Origin of the sequence: Kitasatospora misakiensis (genome assembly GCF_042656005.1) — a bacterium.
GTDB lineage: Bacteria > Actinomycetota > Actinomycetes > Streptomycetales > Streptomycetaceae > Kitasatospora > Kitasatospora misakiensis.
The window spans coordinates 1-15,176 of sequence record NZ_JBHSOF010000015.1 but is presented as its reverse complement, the minus strand read 5'-3'; the positions used below and the strand labels follow the sequence as shown (position 1 = coordinate 15,176).

8 protein-coding genes and 1 pseudogene are annotated in these 15,176 nt (G+C 71.7%); 4 read left to right on the top strand and 5 right to left on the bottom strand.

From position 1 onward, the window contains the following. Window positions 1-36 precede the first annotated feature (36 nt). Window positions 37-1,887, bottom strand: a complete 1,851-nt coding sequence (gene asnB, locus ACFP3U_RS14130; protein WP_380225822.1) for an asparagine synthase (glutamine-hydrolyzing) — start codon at window positions 1,885-1,887, stop codon at window positions 37-39. A 248-nt stretch (window positions 1,888-2,135) separates the two neighbouring features. Here asnB and ACFP3U_RS14125 point away from each other — a divergent pair, with 248 nt between their 5' ends. Together ACFP3U_RS14125 and glmS are read left to right on the top strand one after the other, a co-directional pair. Further along, on the top strand, window positions 2,136-2,420 hold the full coding sequence (locus tag ACFP3U_RS14125; RefSeq protein WP_380225821.1) for a hypothetical protein: 285 nt from the start codon (window positions 2,136-2,138) through the stop codon (window positions 2,418-2,420). 47 nt (window positions 2,421-2,467) lie between these two features. Next, window positions 2,468-4,294 (top strand): glutamine--fructose-6-phosphate transaminase (isomerizing), encoded by a 1,827-nt coding sequence (gene glmS / locus ACFP3U_RS14120; RefSeq protein ID WP_380225820.1) that lies wholly within the window; start codon window positions 2,468-2,470, stop codon window positions 4,292-4,294. A gap of 115 nt (window positions 4,295-4,409) precedes the next feature. On the opposite strand, the gene ACFP3U_RS14115 is transcribed toward glmS, so the two are convergent. After that, a complete protein-coding gene (locus ACFP3U_RS14115) occupies window positions 4,410-6,215 on the bottom strand; it encodes a glycoside hydrolase family 35 protein (RefSeq protein WP_380225819.1) in 1,806 nt (601 codons plus the stop codon). Window positions 6,216-7,007: 792 nt separating this feature from the next. On the opposite strand from ACFP3U_RS14115, the gene ACFP3U_RS14110 reads away from it, so the two are divergent. Continuing rightward, entirely contained in the window at window positions 7,008-12,323 is a 5,316-nt protein-coding gene (locus tag ACFP3U_RS14110) for an RICIN domain-containing protein (protein WP_380225924.1), read from the top strand. A 41-nt stretch (window positions 12,324-12,364) separates the two neighbouring features. Here ACFP3U_RS14110 and ACFP3U_RS14105 read toward each other — a convergent pair whose 3' ends face one another. Further along, window positions 12,365-12,649 (bottom strand): hypothetical protein, encoded by a 285-nt coding sequence (locus ACFP3U_RS14105; RefSeq protein ID WP_380225818.1) that lies wholly within the window; start codon window positions 12,647-12,649, stop codon window positions 12,365-12,367. Window positions 12,650-12,792: 143 nt separating this feature from the next. Here ACFP3U_RS14105 and ACFP3U_RS14100 point away from each other — a divergent pair, with 143 nt between their 5' ends. Then, on the top strand, window positions 12,793-13,911 hold the full coding sequence (locus ACFP3U_RS14100; RefSeq protein WP_380225817.1) for an IS630 family transposase: 1,119 nt from the start codon (window positions 12,793-12,795) through the stop codon (window positions 13,909-13,911). Between the two features lie 23 nt (window positions 13,912-13,934). Here ACFP3U_RS14100 and ACFP3U_RS14095 read toward each other — a convergent pair whose 3' ends face one another. After that, entirely contained in the window at window positions 13,935-14,231 is a 297-nt protein-coding gene (locus ACFP3U_RS14095) for a DUF6225 family protein (protein WP_380225816.1), read from the bottom strand. Between the two features lie 138 nt (window positions 14,232-14,369). Next, window positions 14,370-14,821: pseudogene (locus ACFP3U_RS14090) on the bottom strand (IS5 family transposase); the annotation flags it as partial. Window positions 14,822-15,176 lie beyond the last annotated feature (355 nt).

Sequence of the window (15,176 nt, the reverse complement as noted above, 5' to 3'; positions counted from 1 at the left end):
GGGCGGCGCAACCGGCGGGAATTGCTCAGACACGCCCTAAAGCTCCAGGGACACCTGGTACTCCGTCAGCCAGGCGTTGAGGTCCAGGGCCAGATCGGCCGCCAGCCGGACGGTCTGCGGGTCGGTGCCCGGGGCGAGGGCGTCGGCCAGCGACCGCCGGTCCAGCAGGGCGAGGGCCGGGGAGGCGGGGTCGGCGGCCAGCTCGGCGAGTTCGCGGCGGAGCAGCTCCGGGTAGCGCGGGTCCTGCACCACCGGGTAGGGGCTCTTCATCCGGTCGGCGATCTCGGCCGGCAGCACGTCCCGGACGGCGGCGCGCAGCAGGCTCTTCTCCCGGCCGTCGAAGGACTTCATCGACCACGGCGTGTTGAAGACGTACTGCACCAGCCGGTGGTCGCAGAACGGCACCCGCACCTCCAGCCCGTTGGCCATGCTCATCCGGTCCTTGCGGTCCAGCAGGAGGGGGACGAAGCGGGTCAGGTTGAGGTACGACACCTCCCGCATCCGCCGTTCGAACGGGTCGGCGTCCGGCAGGTGCGGCACCTCGGCGAGCGCCTCCCGGTAGCGGGCGTGCCGGTAGCCGGGCAGGTCGAGCTTGCCGAGCAGCCCCCGGTCCAGCAGCTGTTCGCGCGGGCCGGCGCCCTGCCCGCCCAGGCCGCTGAGGCCGGCCGCCCACGGGAAGTCGTCGGCGTTGACGGCCTTCGGGTCGTGGAACCAGCGGTAGCCGCCGAACAGCTCGTCCGCGGACTCGCCGGACAGGGCGACCGTCGAGTGCTCGCGCACCCCGCGGAAGAGCAGCAGCAGCGAGGTGTCCATGTCGCCGACGCCGCCCGGCAGGTCCCGGGCCCGCAGGGTGGCGAGCCGCTGCACCGGGCCGCTGAGGGCGGCGCTGTCCAGCTCGATCACCCGGTGGTCGGCGCCCACGTGCCGGGCGAGCAGCTCCGCGTACGGCCCGTCCGGGGTGGTGCGCACCGCGTCCGGGTGGAAGTGCTCGCGCTGCCCGGTGAAGTCGACCGCGAAGGAGCGGACCGGTCCGGCGCCCGCCGCGCGCAGGGTGCGGGCGGCCAGGGCGGTGACGGCGCTGGAGTCGAGGCCGCCGGAGAGCAGCGAGCAGAGCGGCACGTCCGCCTCCAGCTGGCGGTGGACGATGTCCTCCAGCAGCGCCCGCACGGTGGTGATCGTGGTGGCGAGGTCCTGGGTGTGCCGGCGGGCCTCCAGCGCCCAGTAGCGGCGGACCGAGACGCCCGTGCGCCGCACCCTGACCAGGTGGCCGGGCCGGACCTCGGCGATGCCCCGGTACGGGGTGAGGCCCGGGGTGCGGGTCATCGAGACCAGCTCGCGCAGCCCGTCCAGGTCGACCACCGGGCGTACGGCGGGGTGGGCGAGCAGGGCCTTGGGCTCGGAGCCGAAGACCACGCCGTCCGGGGTGGCGCGGTAGTGCAGCGGCTTGACGCCCATCCGGTCGCGGACCAGCAGCAGCTCCTCGGTGCGGGTGTCCCAGACGGCGAAGGCGAACATGCCGTTGAGCCGCTCGGCCACCTGCTCGCCCCACTCCAGGTAGCCGCGCAGGACCACCTCGGTGTCGCTGCGGGTGCGGAAGCGGTGGCCGGCCGCCTCCAGCTCGGCGCGCAGCTCGCGGTGGTTGTACACCTCGCCGTTGTAGCCGAGGACGGCCGGCGGCCGGCCGCCGTGCCCGGCCGCCATCGGCTGGACGCCGCCTTCGGGGTCGAGTACGGCGAGGCGCCGGTGGCCGAGGGCGGCGTGCCGCTCCAGATGGACGCCGCCGTCGTCCGGGCCGCGGCAGAGCTGGGTGGTGGTCATGGCGTCGAGCACGGCACGTTCGAGGGTCAGGTCGCGGTCGTAGGCGACCCAGCCGGTGATCCCGCACATCAGCAAGCCTCCGGTTCTTCCGACACTCTTCCGACGCTCCCGCCCGAGGTCCCCCGGGCGGCTCCCGGGTCGCTCCCCGGCCCGTCCCCCAGCCCGTTCCCCCCGGTGTGTGAGCAAGTCATCACGCTACGTGGTGGCCCGAGCGCCTACAAGACCCCCCGGTTCTTACCTCGAATGCCGCATGATCCTGCCCGATTTCGGGCAGGATCTTTGATCTTTGCCGTACGGGCCGCCTAGGCTCCCCCCTTGTGTCCAGCTCGACAGGCCCCTCGCACCCTCACGAAGACCTCATCGCCCACCTCGCCCGGACCAGCCCGCTCGGGCCCCGCGAGGCGGCGCGCGTGGTGGCGGAGGTGCTGGCGTACTTCTCCGAGACCACCGAGGAGTACGTCCGCCGCCGCCACGGCGAGCTGCAGACGCGCGGCCTGACCAACGAGAAGATCTTCGCCCGGCTCGCCGAGGAGCTGCCGGCCCGCCGCGTCGCGGCCCCCGAGCTCTCGGCCCGTCAGCTGCGCCGGATCGTCTACGGCTGACCGGCCGTCGTCGTCAGCCCCGGAACCAAGGAAACAAGGAGTCCACCATGTGCGGAATCGTGGCCTACATCGGCCCCAAGGACGCGACCCCCTTCCTGCTGGAGGGTCTGGCCCGCCTGGAGTACCGCGGCTACGACTCGGCCGGCGTCGCCGTCGCCGGACGCACCGGCGGCATCAAGGTCCGCAAGGTCAAGGGCCGGGTCGCCGACCTCGCCGCCGCCGTCCCCGCCCGTTTCAAGGGCACCACCGGCATCGGCCACACCCGCTGGGCCACCCACGGCGTCCCCAGCGACGCCAACGCCCACCCGCACCTGGACAACGCCGAGAGGATCGCGGTCGTCCACAACGGCATCATCGAGAACGCCGACGAACTGCGCGCCCGGCTCACCGCCGACGGCGCCGTCTTCCGCTCCGAGACCGACACCGAGGTGCTCGCCCACCTCATCGCCGCCCACGCCACCGAGGGCGTCGAGCTGGAGGACGCCGTGCGCGCCGCCCTCGGCAAGATCGTCGGCACCTACGGCATCGCCGTCCTCGACGCCGAGCAGCCCGACCGCATCGTGGTCGCCCGCAACGGCAGCCCGATCGTGCTCGGCATCGGCGAGAAGGAGATGTTCGCCGCCTCCGACGTCTCCGCCCTGGTCCGCTACACCCGCCAGGTCGTCCACCTGGAGGACGGCGAGCTGGCCACCGTCCGCGCCGACGGCTTCCGCACCTTCACCGAGGACGCCCGCACCACCCACCGCCAGCCGTCCACCGTCGACTGGGAGATCGACTCCTACGACACCGGCGGCTACGAGCACTTCCTGCTCAAGGAGATCCACGAGCAGCCCGGCTCGGTCGAGCGCACCCTCAGCGGCCGCCTCGACGAGCGGTTCGCCACCGCCCACCTCGGCGGCCTCAACCTGGACGCCCGCGAGCTGCGCGAGATCCGCCGGGTCAAGATTCTCGGCTGCGGCTCCGCCTACTACGCCGGCGAGATGGGCGCCCAGCTGATCGAGGAGCTGGCCCGGATCCCCGCGCACAGCGAGCCCGCCTCCGAGTTCCGCTACCGCAACCCGGTCATCGAGGCCGACACCCTCTACATCGCGGTCAGCCAGTCCGGCGAGACCTACGACACGCTCGCCGCCGTCCAGGAGGTCAAGCGCAAGGGCGGCCGGGTGCTCGGCGTCGTCAACACCGTCGGCAGCGCCATCGCGCGCGAGTGCGACGGCGGCATCTACCTGCACGCCGGACCGGAGATCTCGGTCGCCTCCACCAAGGCGTTCACCTCCACGGTCGTCGCCTTCGCGCTGATCGCCCTGCACTTCGGCCGGATCCACGACCTCTCGCCCGCCGACGGCCGCCGGATCGTCTCCGCCCTCAAGGCGCTGCCCGACCAGATCCGCGAGATCCTCGCCCAGAGCGACGAGATCGCCGAACTCGCCGCCGAGTACGCGGACGCCGACGGCATGATGTTCATCGGGCGGGTCCGCGGCTACCCCGTCGCCCGCGAGGGCGCGCAGAAGCTCAAGGAGATCTCCTACGTGCACGCCGAGGCCTACCCGGCGAGCGAGCTGAAGCACGGCCCGCTGGCGCTGATCAGCCCCGAGCTGCCCACCGTCGCCCTCGTCCCGGACGACGAGCTGCTCGACAAGAACCTCACCACGCTCGGCGAGATCAAGGCCCGCTCCGGCCGCGTCCTCGCCGTCGCCCACCGCCGCCCCGAGGCCAAGCTCGCCGACCACTCCATCCTGGTGCCCAAGAGCGAGCCCGAGCTGGACCCGCTGCTCCTCAACATCCCGCTCCAGCTGCTCGCCTACCACGCGGCGGTCGCTCTGAAGCGCGACGTCGACAAGCCGCGCAACCTCGCCAAGAGCGTCACCGTCGAGTAGTCCGGCGGCCGTTGCGGTCGGTGGGGCCGTTGTGGCGGCGGGGCCGTTGCGGTCGGTGGGGCCGGGGGGAGTGGCGAACTCCTCCCGGCCCCACCGGTGTTGCGACGCCTTCGGGTCAGTAGTCCGCGCTGGGCGCGCGGGTGGTGGGGCCGAGGTCCGGCTCGTCGCGGACCTCCAACGCCTCGGCGTGGCGGTCCAGTTCGAGGACGACCAGGGTGTTGCGGCCCGGCTGCCAGAGCGGGGCCGGGGCGTAGAGGGTGCGCTGCGGGCCCTCCGCGGTGTAGCGGCCGAGCAGGAAGCCGTTCAGCCAGAGCAGCCCCCGGCCCCAGCCCGGGAGGGCGACGAAGGCGTCGGCCGGCGCGTCGACCTCGGTCTCGAAGCGGTGGAAGGCCGGATCGCCGTCGGCGGCGCCGGCGTCCACGGCGGAATCGGCGAACGCGAGGGCCGAGAGGTCGGTGAGCGGCAGTGGCCGGATCTCCCAGTCGAGCAGGCGCTGGCGCTCGTGCGAGACGCCGCGCCGGATACCCTTGCGATCGTCCAGCTGCGGCCCGTAGTTGGTGCGGCCGAGGGCCTCGACCAGGATGTCCAGCGTGACCCCGGCCGGGCCGGTGGCCAGCGGCAGGGTCGCGCCCGGGGCGTTGCGGTCCAGCACCCCGAGCGGACGGCCGTCCACGAAGACCTGCGCGCGGTCGCCGATGCCGTCGATCCGCAGGGGCATCTCGGGGCGCGGCCCGGAGACATGCGTGCGGTAGTGGATCAGCCCGAGCGACTGGCCGAGCCGCTCCATCGGCTCCGTGGTGGGCCGGCGGACCGGCGTCGACAGCGCGTCCAGGGAGTCCAGCAGCCGCACCCGGCCGGTCGCCCGCTCCAGCCGGCGGGGATCCAACCGCGGCGGCCGGGCCGGGAGTTCGCCCTCGGGGAGCGGCACGTACTTGCCGATCACGGACCGCAGGGCGTGGAACTTCTCGGTCAGCTCGCCCGCCTCGCCGATCGGCGCGTCGTAGTCGTAGCTGGTCACGGTCGGCTCGAAGCCGGCCGTGTCGGGCCCGGTGCCGGAATGGTTGGCGCCCGCCCAGAAACCGAAGTTGGTGCCGCCGTGCGCCATGTAGAGGTTCACCGAGGCGCCGGTGGCGAGCAACTCGTCGAGCGAGGCCGCCGTCTCCTCCGCGTCCCGCACATGGTGCGGCTCGCCGATCCGGTCGAACCAGCCGATCCAGAACTCCATCGCCGCCAGCGGCCCCTTCGGCTGCTGCCGACGCAGCACCTCGAAGCGCTCGGGCGCCCGCGACCCGAACGTACCGGTGGCCAGCAGGCCCGGGATCGCCCCGGACTGCTGCATGAAGTCCTCGGACCCGTCGGTGGTGAACAGCAGACAGTCCACACCGCGCGCCACCAGGGCGTCCCGCAGATGCGCCAGGTACACGGCGTCGTCGCCGTAGCTGCCGTACTCGTTCTCCACCTGCACCGCCACCACCGGCCCGCCCCGGCTCCCCAGCAGCGGCAGCACCTGCGGCACCACGGCGTCGAACCAGCCGTCCACCTCGGCCAGGAACGCCGGGTCCGAACTGCGCAGCCCTATCCCGTCCGAGGCGAGCAGCCGGGCCGGCAGACCGCCGAACTCCCACTCGGCGCAGATGTACGGCCCCGGACGGAGAATGACGTCCAACCCGTGCTCCCCGGCCAACCGGACGAACCGGGCGACATCCCGCCAGCCGGTGAAATCCACCTCGCCGGTCGGGAGCTCGTGGAAGTTCCAGGGGACATAGGTGTCGACGGTGTTGACCCCCAGGGCGCGCAGGCGGGCCAACCGGTCGTCCCACAGATCGGGGTGGACCCGGAAGTAGTGCAGCGCGCCGGAGACGATCCGGTGCGGCGCGCCGTTGCGGCGGAAGCCGCTGTCGTCGAAATCGAGCTCGATCATTGCGGACCAGCTTTCCGTGGTGACGCGGTCGTCGGTCGGGTACTCCTGCGTCGGAGCCGGCCCGGGGGCGCCGGCCCCCCGGGCCGGCCCACGTCCAGCCAGCGTATACGAGCTGTGTACGCGCCCCACCTACGTTTCGGCGGGCACGCAACACTCCGTAGGAAGGCGAGGTAGCCGACGCCCATGCGCCGGGATTCCCTCAGAAGCAAGCCGCGGCCCCTGGTGGCCGCGATGATCGCGGCGGTGATGGCGGCCCCCCTCGTGGGCGCCGTGTCACCCGCCGCCCACGCGGCGGAGGCAGAGCCGTACCTGCACCCGTGTTTCGACACTCGGGACAGGGCCCCCCAACTGGTCTACCGGGGAGTGGGATTCAATCGTGAGGTCGATGACGACGAAAACCGCCTGGAAATCGGGCCGCCCGCCGAGGGTGTCGACCTCGCCACGGTCTTCAGGGACGGATTCCGGGCCAGGGGGACCGAGTTCTCGCTGACCAGCCACGTCAATGGAGGCGCCGGCGGTCACAGCACCCCGGTATCCGGCTACGTCAGCACGAGTCAGAAGGAGACCGTGGCCGAGAGTTTCGCCTCGGTGCACACGGGCTTCTCCGGCCGGGACGAGACTACTTTCGCGTACTTCAAGGAGGGCTGGGTCTTCACGATCGTGCCCGACCGGCGGTACGTCTTTGTGCCGAATCAGTATTCGGCGGCGGGCGCCCCCGTGGCGTCCCACGGCGAGGAGGAGTGGGCGGCGGTCGGTGCCATTCCTGGGTCGAGTATCAAATCGGCCGTGAAGATGAGGTCGACCTTCCGGGTCACCGCCGGAGGAGTTCCGGTTCTCGACGGGACCCGGGCGGTCGAGGACCCGGTCGTCAACGACCGGTTCCGGGAGCCGGACCTGACCTCGCTGCCGAACCTCACGGCGTACGGCTGGAACCCGCAGAGTCTGCCGCGGGTGGGCATCTACGCACCGGTCCCTGCGAATCGTGCGAAGTGCGAGGAGGTCGAGGACTCATGGGATGACGACGACTGCCTCAGTGAGCCCGGTACTCCGCCCGCCACTACCGCCAGGGTGACACCGACCGGGGTGCGGAGCGTCGCGCTCGCCACGGCGGCCGTGACGGAGCCGGTGTCCACCGCCCCGCCCGCGCCGTCGCCGTTCGACGGGGCGATGTACCAGTTCAGGGCGGCGGGGTCGGCGAACGGTCCGACCTACAACCTGGACGTACGGGGCGGGGTGAGCGCCAACGGGACGACCGTCCAGGCGTACCCGCGCAACTGCACCGCCTCGCAGAACTGGCGGCTGCGCGCGGCATCGGACGGCCGCTTCGTCCTGGAGAGCGCGCTCGCCCCGGGCATGGTCCTGCAGCAGGACCTCTACAGCCACAACACCGTGGTCTGGCCGCTGCAGCGTGACGACCAGGGCCGCTCGCAGGGCACGCCCAACCAGCAGTGGACCGTCAAGGACGCCGGTGACGGGGCGTACAGCCTGGTCAGCGCCGCCGACCAGAGGTGCCTCACGATGGCCGGGCAGGAGTCCGTCGGCCTGAGCGTCAAGCCGTGCGACGGCGGCCCGGCCCAGAAGTGGACCCTGTCCGTGCCGTGCGTGCCGACCGACCCGGCCTCGCTGCCCGCGACCGGCCGCACGGTGCCCGGGTACCCCGCGCTGAAGTGGCCGACCGTCAAGGGCCACCCGGAGCTGACCTGGCCTTCGGTGCCCGGCGCTCCCGGGGTGCCGTGGCCCGCGGTGCCGGGCAGCCCCGAGGTCCCGATGCCGGGCCGACCCGATCTGCCGGTGGTCGACTGGCCGGGCGCGCCCGCGCTGCCGAAGGTGTCCTGGCCGACGCAGGCGGGGCGGCTGCCGTGGCCGAAGGTTCCGGGCTTCCCCGAGGTGAACTGGCCGATCATGCCGGGGACCAAGAACGTCCCCTGGCCGATCCTGCCGCTGCCGGTCGTGCCCGGGACCGGTCCCGACGCCGGTACCGGAATCGTCGTGCCCGGTCGGCCCGTGCCGGAGGCGCCGAAAGTCGCCGGTCATCCGGAGCTGACGTGGCCCACCGTGCCCGGCTTCCCGGACGTCCGGTGGCCGTCGGTGCCGGGATCCCCGGACGTTCCGTGGCCGGGCCACCCGGACATGCCCGCCGTCCCGTGGCCGGACGCGCCGGCCCTGCCGACCGACCGGCCGTCGCTGCCGGGGTTCCCGAACTGGACCTGGCCGTCGATCCCGGGCTTCCCGAATGTGCCGTGGCCGTCGCTGCCGGATCTGGGACGGGCGCCGTGGCCCGCGGCCTCCGGCTTCCCCGAGGTGCCGAGGACGCCGTCGGTGCCGACCGTCTGCAAGCTGCCGACCGACCCGGGTACCAACCCGACCGACCCCGGTACCAACCCGACCGACCCGGGTACCAACCCCACCGACCCCAGCACCGGTACCCCCAGCAAGCCCGTGCCTCCCCTCCCCGGGATCGGGCTGCCCAGCTTCCCCTCCCTCCCCCTGCTGCCGCCGTGGGGCTGGCGGTTCGGGAGCGGGCCGGGCGGGCCCAGTAGTCCCGGTGGGCCCTCGGACGGGCAGAAGCCCGATCCGGTGCAGGGTGTCGGTCTGGTGTCGGCGGCGGATCCGCAGCTGGTGCCCGACGTCACCGGCGGGGTGCCCGCCGCCGGGACGGCCGTGCAGGCGTGGACGCCGAACGGGACCGACTCGCAGAAGTGGGCGTTCTGGGACCGTGGCGACGGCAACTGGCTGATCGAGACGCGGCTGACCTACGGCGGCGGCGACCCGGGCGCCCGGCTCGTCCTCGCCCACGACACAGGCTCGCACCGCACCGCGCTCCAGCCCGTTGCCGCCAACCGCACCGAGCAGCAGTGGCGGTTCGCCGACGCAGGTGACGGCCGGACGACCGTCTCCAACGGCAACGGCTGTCTGACGCTCGCCGCCAAGGGCCGGCCGCTGACCGTCGCCCCCTGCGACGGCTCCGACGGTCAGAAGTGGCGGCTCAACGGCGTGGTGGCCGGCGGGGACGGCAACGCCGGCGGCGCCCCCCTGTACTCGGCCTTCCCCGGCAAGTGCGCGGACGTCACCGGCGGCAACACCGCCGACCGCACCCCGATCGACCTCTACGACTGCACCGGCGGCGAGGCCCAGCGCTGGACGGCGTCCGCGAGCAGCGGTGTGTTCGCCCTGAAGGCGTTCGGCAAGTGCCTGGACGTCGCGGGCTCCGGGACGGCGCACGGCACCCGGGTCGGCCTCTACGCCTGCAACGACTCGCCCGCCCAGCGCTGGCAGCAGGGTCCGGACTCCTCGCTGGTCAACCCGAACTCCGGCCTGTGCCTGGACGTGACCGGCGGCGTCTCCGTCAACGGGACCGTCCTGCAGATCTGGGACTGCAACGCCACCGACTCCCAGCGCTGGGGCCTGGGCACCGTCCCGCCGCGCGCGCCGGTGACCCCGACCCCGACCCCGCCGCCGGGCACCGGACCGGTGGTCAACCCCGGCGTCGGCACCTCGCAGGTCTCCACCCTCGTCTCCGCCAACAACGGGCTGGTGGCGGACCTGGACCGGTCGAGCACCGCCTCCGGCACGTCCATCAAGGCGCTCGCTCCGAATGGTAACGACGCGCAGCGTTGGGCGTTCTGGACCACCGCGAACGGCCGGTGGATCCTGGAGACGCTGCTCACGGACGGGAAGGCGGTGGCCGGCCAGGGCATGGTCATGGACCACGACCCGGGCCCGCACCGCACCCACCTGATCCGGACGATGGACGGGAACGCCAATCAGCACTGGGCGTTCCGCGACGCGGGTGGCGGCTGGTTCTGGATCACCAGTGACACCGACAACGGCTGCCTGACGGCCAGCAACCCGGGCGAGGCGCTCGCCGTCTCCGCCTGCGACGGCACCGACCGCCAGAAGTGGCGGCTCGGGGACGTGACCAACGGCCCGGCGCAGCCCGGCCAGCCCGGTCAGCCGAACCGGCCGGACCCGGCCACCAACCCGGCGGTCACGCCCGGCGGCGTCCGCAACAACCAGGTGGCGGTGTTGCGTTCGGCCAACAACGGGATGGTGGCGGACCTGGACCGGTCGAGTACCGCCTCCGGCACCTCGATCAAGGCGCTCGCTCCGAACGGCGGCGACGCGCAGAAGTGGGCGTTCTGGGACGCCGGCAACGGCCGGTGGATCCTGGAGACGCTGCTGACCGACGGGAAGGCGGCGGCCGGTCAGGGCATGGTCATGGACCACGACCCCGGCAACCACCGGACGCACCTGATCCGCACCATGGACGGGAACGCCAATCAGCACTGGGCGTTCCGGGACGCGGGTGGCGGCTGGTTCTGGGTGACCAGTGACACCGACAACGGCTGCCTGACGGCCAACAACCCGGGCGAGGCGCTCGCCGTCTCCGCCTGCGACGGCACCGACCGCCAGAAGTGGCGGCTCGACGGCCTGACCCAGGGCCCGAACCCGCCGAACCCGGCCACCGGCGCGGTCGTCAACCCCGGGGTGGCGAACAACCGTGTCGCCACGCTGCGCTCCGCGAACAACGGCATGGTCGCCGACCTCGACGGTGGGACGACCAACTCCGGCACGTCGATCAAGGCGCTCGGCGCCAACGGCAACGACGCGCAGAAGTGGGCGTTCTGGGACGCCGGCAACGGCCGGTGGATCCTGGAGACGCTGCTCACGGACGGGAAGGCGGCGGCGGGTCAGGGCATGGTGATGGATCACGACCCCGGCAACCACCGCACCCACCTGATCCGCACCATGGACGGCAACGCCAATCAGCACTGGGCCTTCCGGGACGCGGGCGGCGGCTGGTTCTGGATCACCAGTGACACCGACAACAACTGCCTGACGGCCAACAACCCGGGTGAGGCGCTGGCCGTCTCCGCCTGTGACGGCAGCGACCGGCAGAAGTGGCGGTTGGACAACGTCGCGGACGGGCCGGCGGCCCCGCAGCAGCCCCAGCCGGGTGGCGGCGGCTCAGGTGGCTCCGGTCCGGTCGTCCGGCCGGCCGTGGGCAACAGCCAGGTCGCGACCCTGCGGTCGAACAACAACGGCCTGGTCGCCGACCTCGACGGAGGCAGCACCGCCTCCGGCACCTCGATCAAGGCGCTCGGCGGCAACGGCAACCCCGCCCAGCGGTGGGCGTTCTGGGACGCCGGCAACGGCAACTGGATCGTCGAGACCCTGCTCACGGACGGCAAGGCCGCCCCGGGCCAGGGCATGGTGATGGACCACAACCCGGGCCCGCACCGGACCCACCTGACCCAGAACCAGTCCGGCAACGCCAACCAGCGGTGGTCGTTCCGTGATGCCGGGAACGGTTGGTACTGGCTCGTCAGCGGCACCGACGGCGGCTGCCTGACCGCGAACAACGCGGGCGAGCAGCTCGGCGTCTGGCGCTGCGACGGCTCCGACAAACAGCGCTGGCGCCTGGACAACGTCCAGACCGGCCCGACCCCGGGCGCCGGTTCCGGCGGCGGTAACACCGGCGGCGGTGGCGGTGGCGGTGGCGGCTGGGACGGCGGCATCGGCGGCGGAGGAAGCGGCGGCGGCAACGGCTCGGAGCCGGGTGGCTGCGGGTTCCAGGAGCCGACGGCCGAACACCGGGGCGGCTGGATCTGGAAGGGCTGGAGCATCTGCCGCGGCACCGAGATCTCCACGGGCGACACCGAGCAGACGACCACCCTGCGGATGCGGGACGACGGCGCGCTCGAACTCGTCTACAGCTGGTTCAGCGAGACCACCGGCCGGCCGGTCTCGAACGTCAGCTGGACCGCCCCCGGCAGCGCCGGGTGCGGACGCATGGCCACCATGCAGACGGACGGCAACTTCGTCGTCTACGGCGACGGCAACCGGAGCTGCTGGTCCTCCGGCACGAACGGCTACCAGAACGCCTGGCTGGAGATCAACCGCAGTGGCACGCTGACGATCTGGTGGGTCGACGACAACGAGTTCCAGAGCGCCCGGGCACGGGCCGGCCGCCCCGGGGCGGGCCTCGGGGGCAGCGTGCTGGACCTGGTGATCACGATTGCCAACATGATCCCGCGCCGGGAGTGGGGGGTGGGCACCCAGCACCGCATCTCCACGCCGAACTGCGGCAAGATCCACTGCACCTGACGCCGTAGCACCTGGAGCTGTCCGGCCGATCACGAGCGGAGTCAGATGACGAGGGTTGCCGCGGTCACGGTGCCGAGATAGACGTATCCGCGTTTGTCGTAACGGGTTGCGACGGCTCGGGCGTGTCTGAGTTTGTTGATGGCCCGTTCGACGGTGTTGCGATTCTTGTACCGGTCCTCGTCGAAACCGGGTGGCCGCCCGCCGCGCGAGCCTTTGCGTAGGCGGGCGGCCTGGCTGTCGGTCTTCTCGGGGATGGTGTGCCGGATGCCGCGCCTGCGCAGGTAGTCGCGGCACGGCCCGTTGTTGTAGGCCCTGTCGGTGGCCACGCTGGCGGGCGTTTTTCGGGGGCGGCCAGATCCGATCCGCGGGATGCGGATCTTCTCTAGTGCCGTATCAGACAACGTTCGCCCCGTCACGACGTGCCGCCCGGTTGCTGTGCCGGGCGGCATCGGACGGTCAGAATGATCACGTGGCTGAACGCGTGCAGGTCCGTGGGATCGATGACGATGAGGGCAGACGGCTGCTGCGGATCATCCGCCGGGGCACCGGGTCGGTGGTGACCTGGCGGCGTGCCCAGATGGTGTTGCTCTCCGCCCAACGCATGCCGGTGGCGAGGATCGCCGAGGTCACGTTCACCAGCGCGGACCGGGTCCGGGACGTGATCCACAACTTCAACGCCGACGGCTTCGACTCGCTCTACCCCAAGTACAAGGGCGGCCGGCCGAGGACCTTCACGCTGCCCGAGCGCCGGGAGATCAAGAAGATCGCCAAGTCAAGGCCGGCCGAACACGGCCTGCCCTTCTCGACCTGGAGCCTGGCCAAGCCGGCCGACTTCCTGGTCGCCGAGGAGGTGGTCGACGACATCAGCCACGAGGGCCTTCGGGTCCTGCTCCGCGAGGAGGGCGTTTCGTTTCAACGCGTGAAGACCTGGAAGACCGCCCGCGACCCCGACTACGCCACCAAGAAGGCCCGCGTCGAACACCTCTACGCGATCGCCGACGGCGAGGTCATACCCGAGGAAGGTGAGCCCGAAGTCGTCTTCTGCATGGACGGGTTCGGGCCACTCAACCTCCAACCCCACCCCGGCCGGCAGTGGGCGGAGCGCGGCGGCAAGGGCAAGGACCCCGACCGCGGACCCCGGCCCTACACCCGCCCGCACGGTGTCAGGCACCTGTTCGCCGCCTACGACCTCGCCAAGGACCAGCTCTACGGCCACATCAAGAAGACCAAGAACCGGTCCAAGTTCCTGGAGTTCTGCCGCTACCTGCGCTCTCTTCACCCGGCGGACGTGCGCATCGCGATCATCTGCGACAACTACTCGCCGCACCTGACGACGAAGCGGTGCCGGCGGGTCGGGACGTGGGCGGCGGCGAACAATGTCGAGATCGCCTACACCCCGACCAACAGCTCCTGGCTCAACCGAATCGAGGCCCAGTTCACCGCCCTGCGCTACTTCGCCCTCGACGGCACCGACCACGCCAGCCACAAGGCCCAGGGCAGCATGATCCGCCGCTACGTCATCTGGCGGAACAAGCACGCCCAGGGCGAGCGCCTACGCGAGGTCGTCAGCAGGGCGAACGTCGCCTGAGCTGCCTTTCGGCGATACCCAGGTCACCCTTCGTCACTCGAACCGACGGGACGTACGTACCACTCGGAGCAGAAATCAGCCTGAAGGACCACTTCATCCCGCACAAGGTAGTCGGCGTCATGAAGCACAACTCCGCTTAGGACGAAGTGGCTGGCCCCCGAGTCGAGCGACTCACGCATTTCCCCCGATCTCGGGCGCCGTGGCACGTCAACACGCAACGGCGCCTCGTCGGGCAATCCGTTGAGGGCGTCGCGTAGTTGCCCGACGGTCATCTCGACCGTCTCATGACGGTATGTCTCTATCTCCGTGTCATCGGCCACACCAGAGGATAGAAGCAGATGTCCCTGGCCAACCAACGTGAACCACCTTGCCCGTTCACCGCTCAAACAGGGCGAACGTTGCCTGATGCGGCACTAGGACGGGCTCGAACTGGGTGCAGTCGGCCCGCTGCCCCTGGCGGTGACGATCAGGGGCAGCGGGCGGCAGCGGCCGTCCGCGCTCAGGTGGACCCTTGTGGTGAAGCCGCCGCGCGATCGGCCCAGGCCCTCGCCTCCAGCACCACCTCCGCCAGGCGGGCGCCGAGGCTCTGCCAGGGCGTCTCGTCCTGGTGTTCTCCTGGCCCGTCCCCTTGGGGCCGAGGGCCGGTGGCGGGTCGGTACGAGCGCCAGCCGCGTGCTGGTGGGCCCGCACGATCGTGGAGTCGACCGAGATGTCCCAGTCGATGTCGCTGACAGCATCCGCTTCCGCCGGGACCCGCTGGAGCAGGCGCTGCCAGGTCCCGTCGGCCGACCACCGCCGGTGGCATTCGTAGACCGTCTTCCACGGCCCGAACCGCTCTGGCGGGTCACGCCGGTACACCGGTCCGCACCCGGTGCAGAATCCCGTCGATCACCTGCCGATGGTCCCGCCACCGGCCACAACGCCTGGCGGTGGTGCTGGTGTCGTTGCTCATGCCGGTCCAACCCCAAACAAAGCGCAGCGGTTGCGGTCGACGGGGGTGCGGACGGTGTCGGCCAGCTCCGGTCCCGTCTCGGGCCTGATGCTCATCGTTCCTCCGGAGTTTCAGCGGAGCTGCTGCACGTGCCCTCCCTGAGGCCGCCATCCAGATCCTCACGGGCCTGCGTCCCGCCGAGCTGGATGCCGTCGAGAAGGTTGTCGCTCCGGATCGGTTGATCCAGGCTCCGCCCCCTTGCCGGCCCGCTACGGTGACCTAGACCCGTACTTCGCGGGTCGCTGATTCGTATGGTGTGACCGGTCCGGGAGTG

Coding starts and splice junctions, on each gene's coding strand:
- asnB (WP_380225822.1), bottom strand. CDS start 1,887: ATGTGCGGGATCACCGGCTGGGTCGCCTACGACCGCGACCTGACCCTC.
- glmS (WP_380225820.1), top strand. CDS start 2,468: ATGTGCGGAATCGTGGCCTACATCGGCCCCAAGGACGCGACCCCCTTC.
- ACFP3U_RS14115 (WP_380225819.1), bottom strand. CDS start 6,215: ATGATCGAGCTCGATTTCGACGACAGCGGCTTCCGCCGCAACGGCGCG.
- ACFP3U_RS14110 (WP_380225924.1), top strand. CDS start 7,008: ATGAGGTCGACCTTCCGGGTCACCGCCGGAGGAGTTCCGGTTCTCGAC.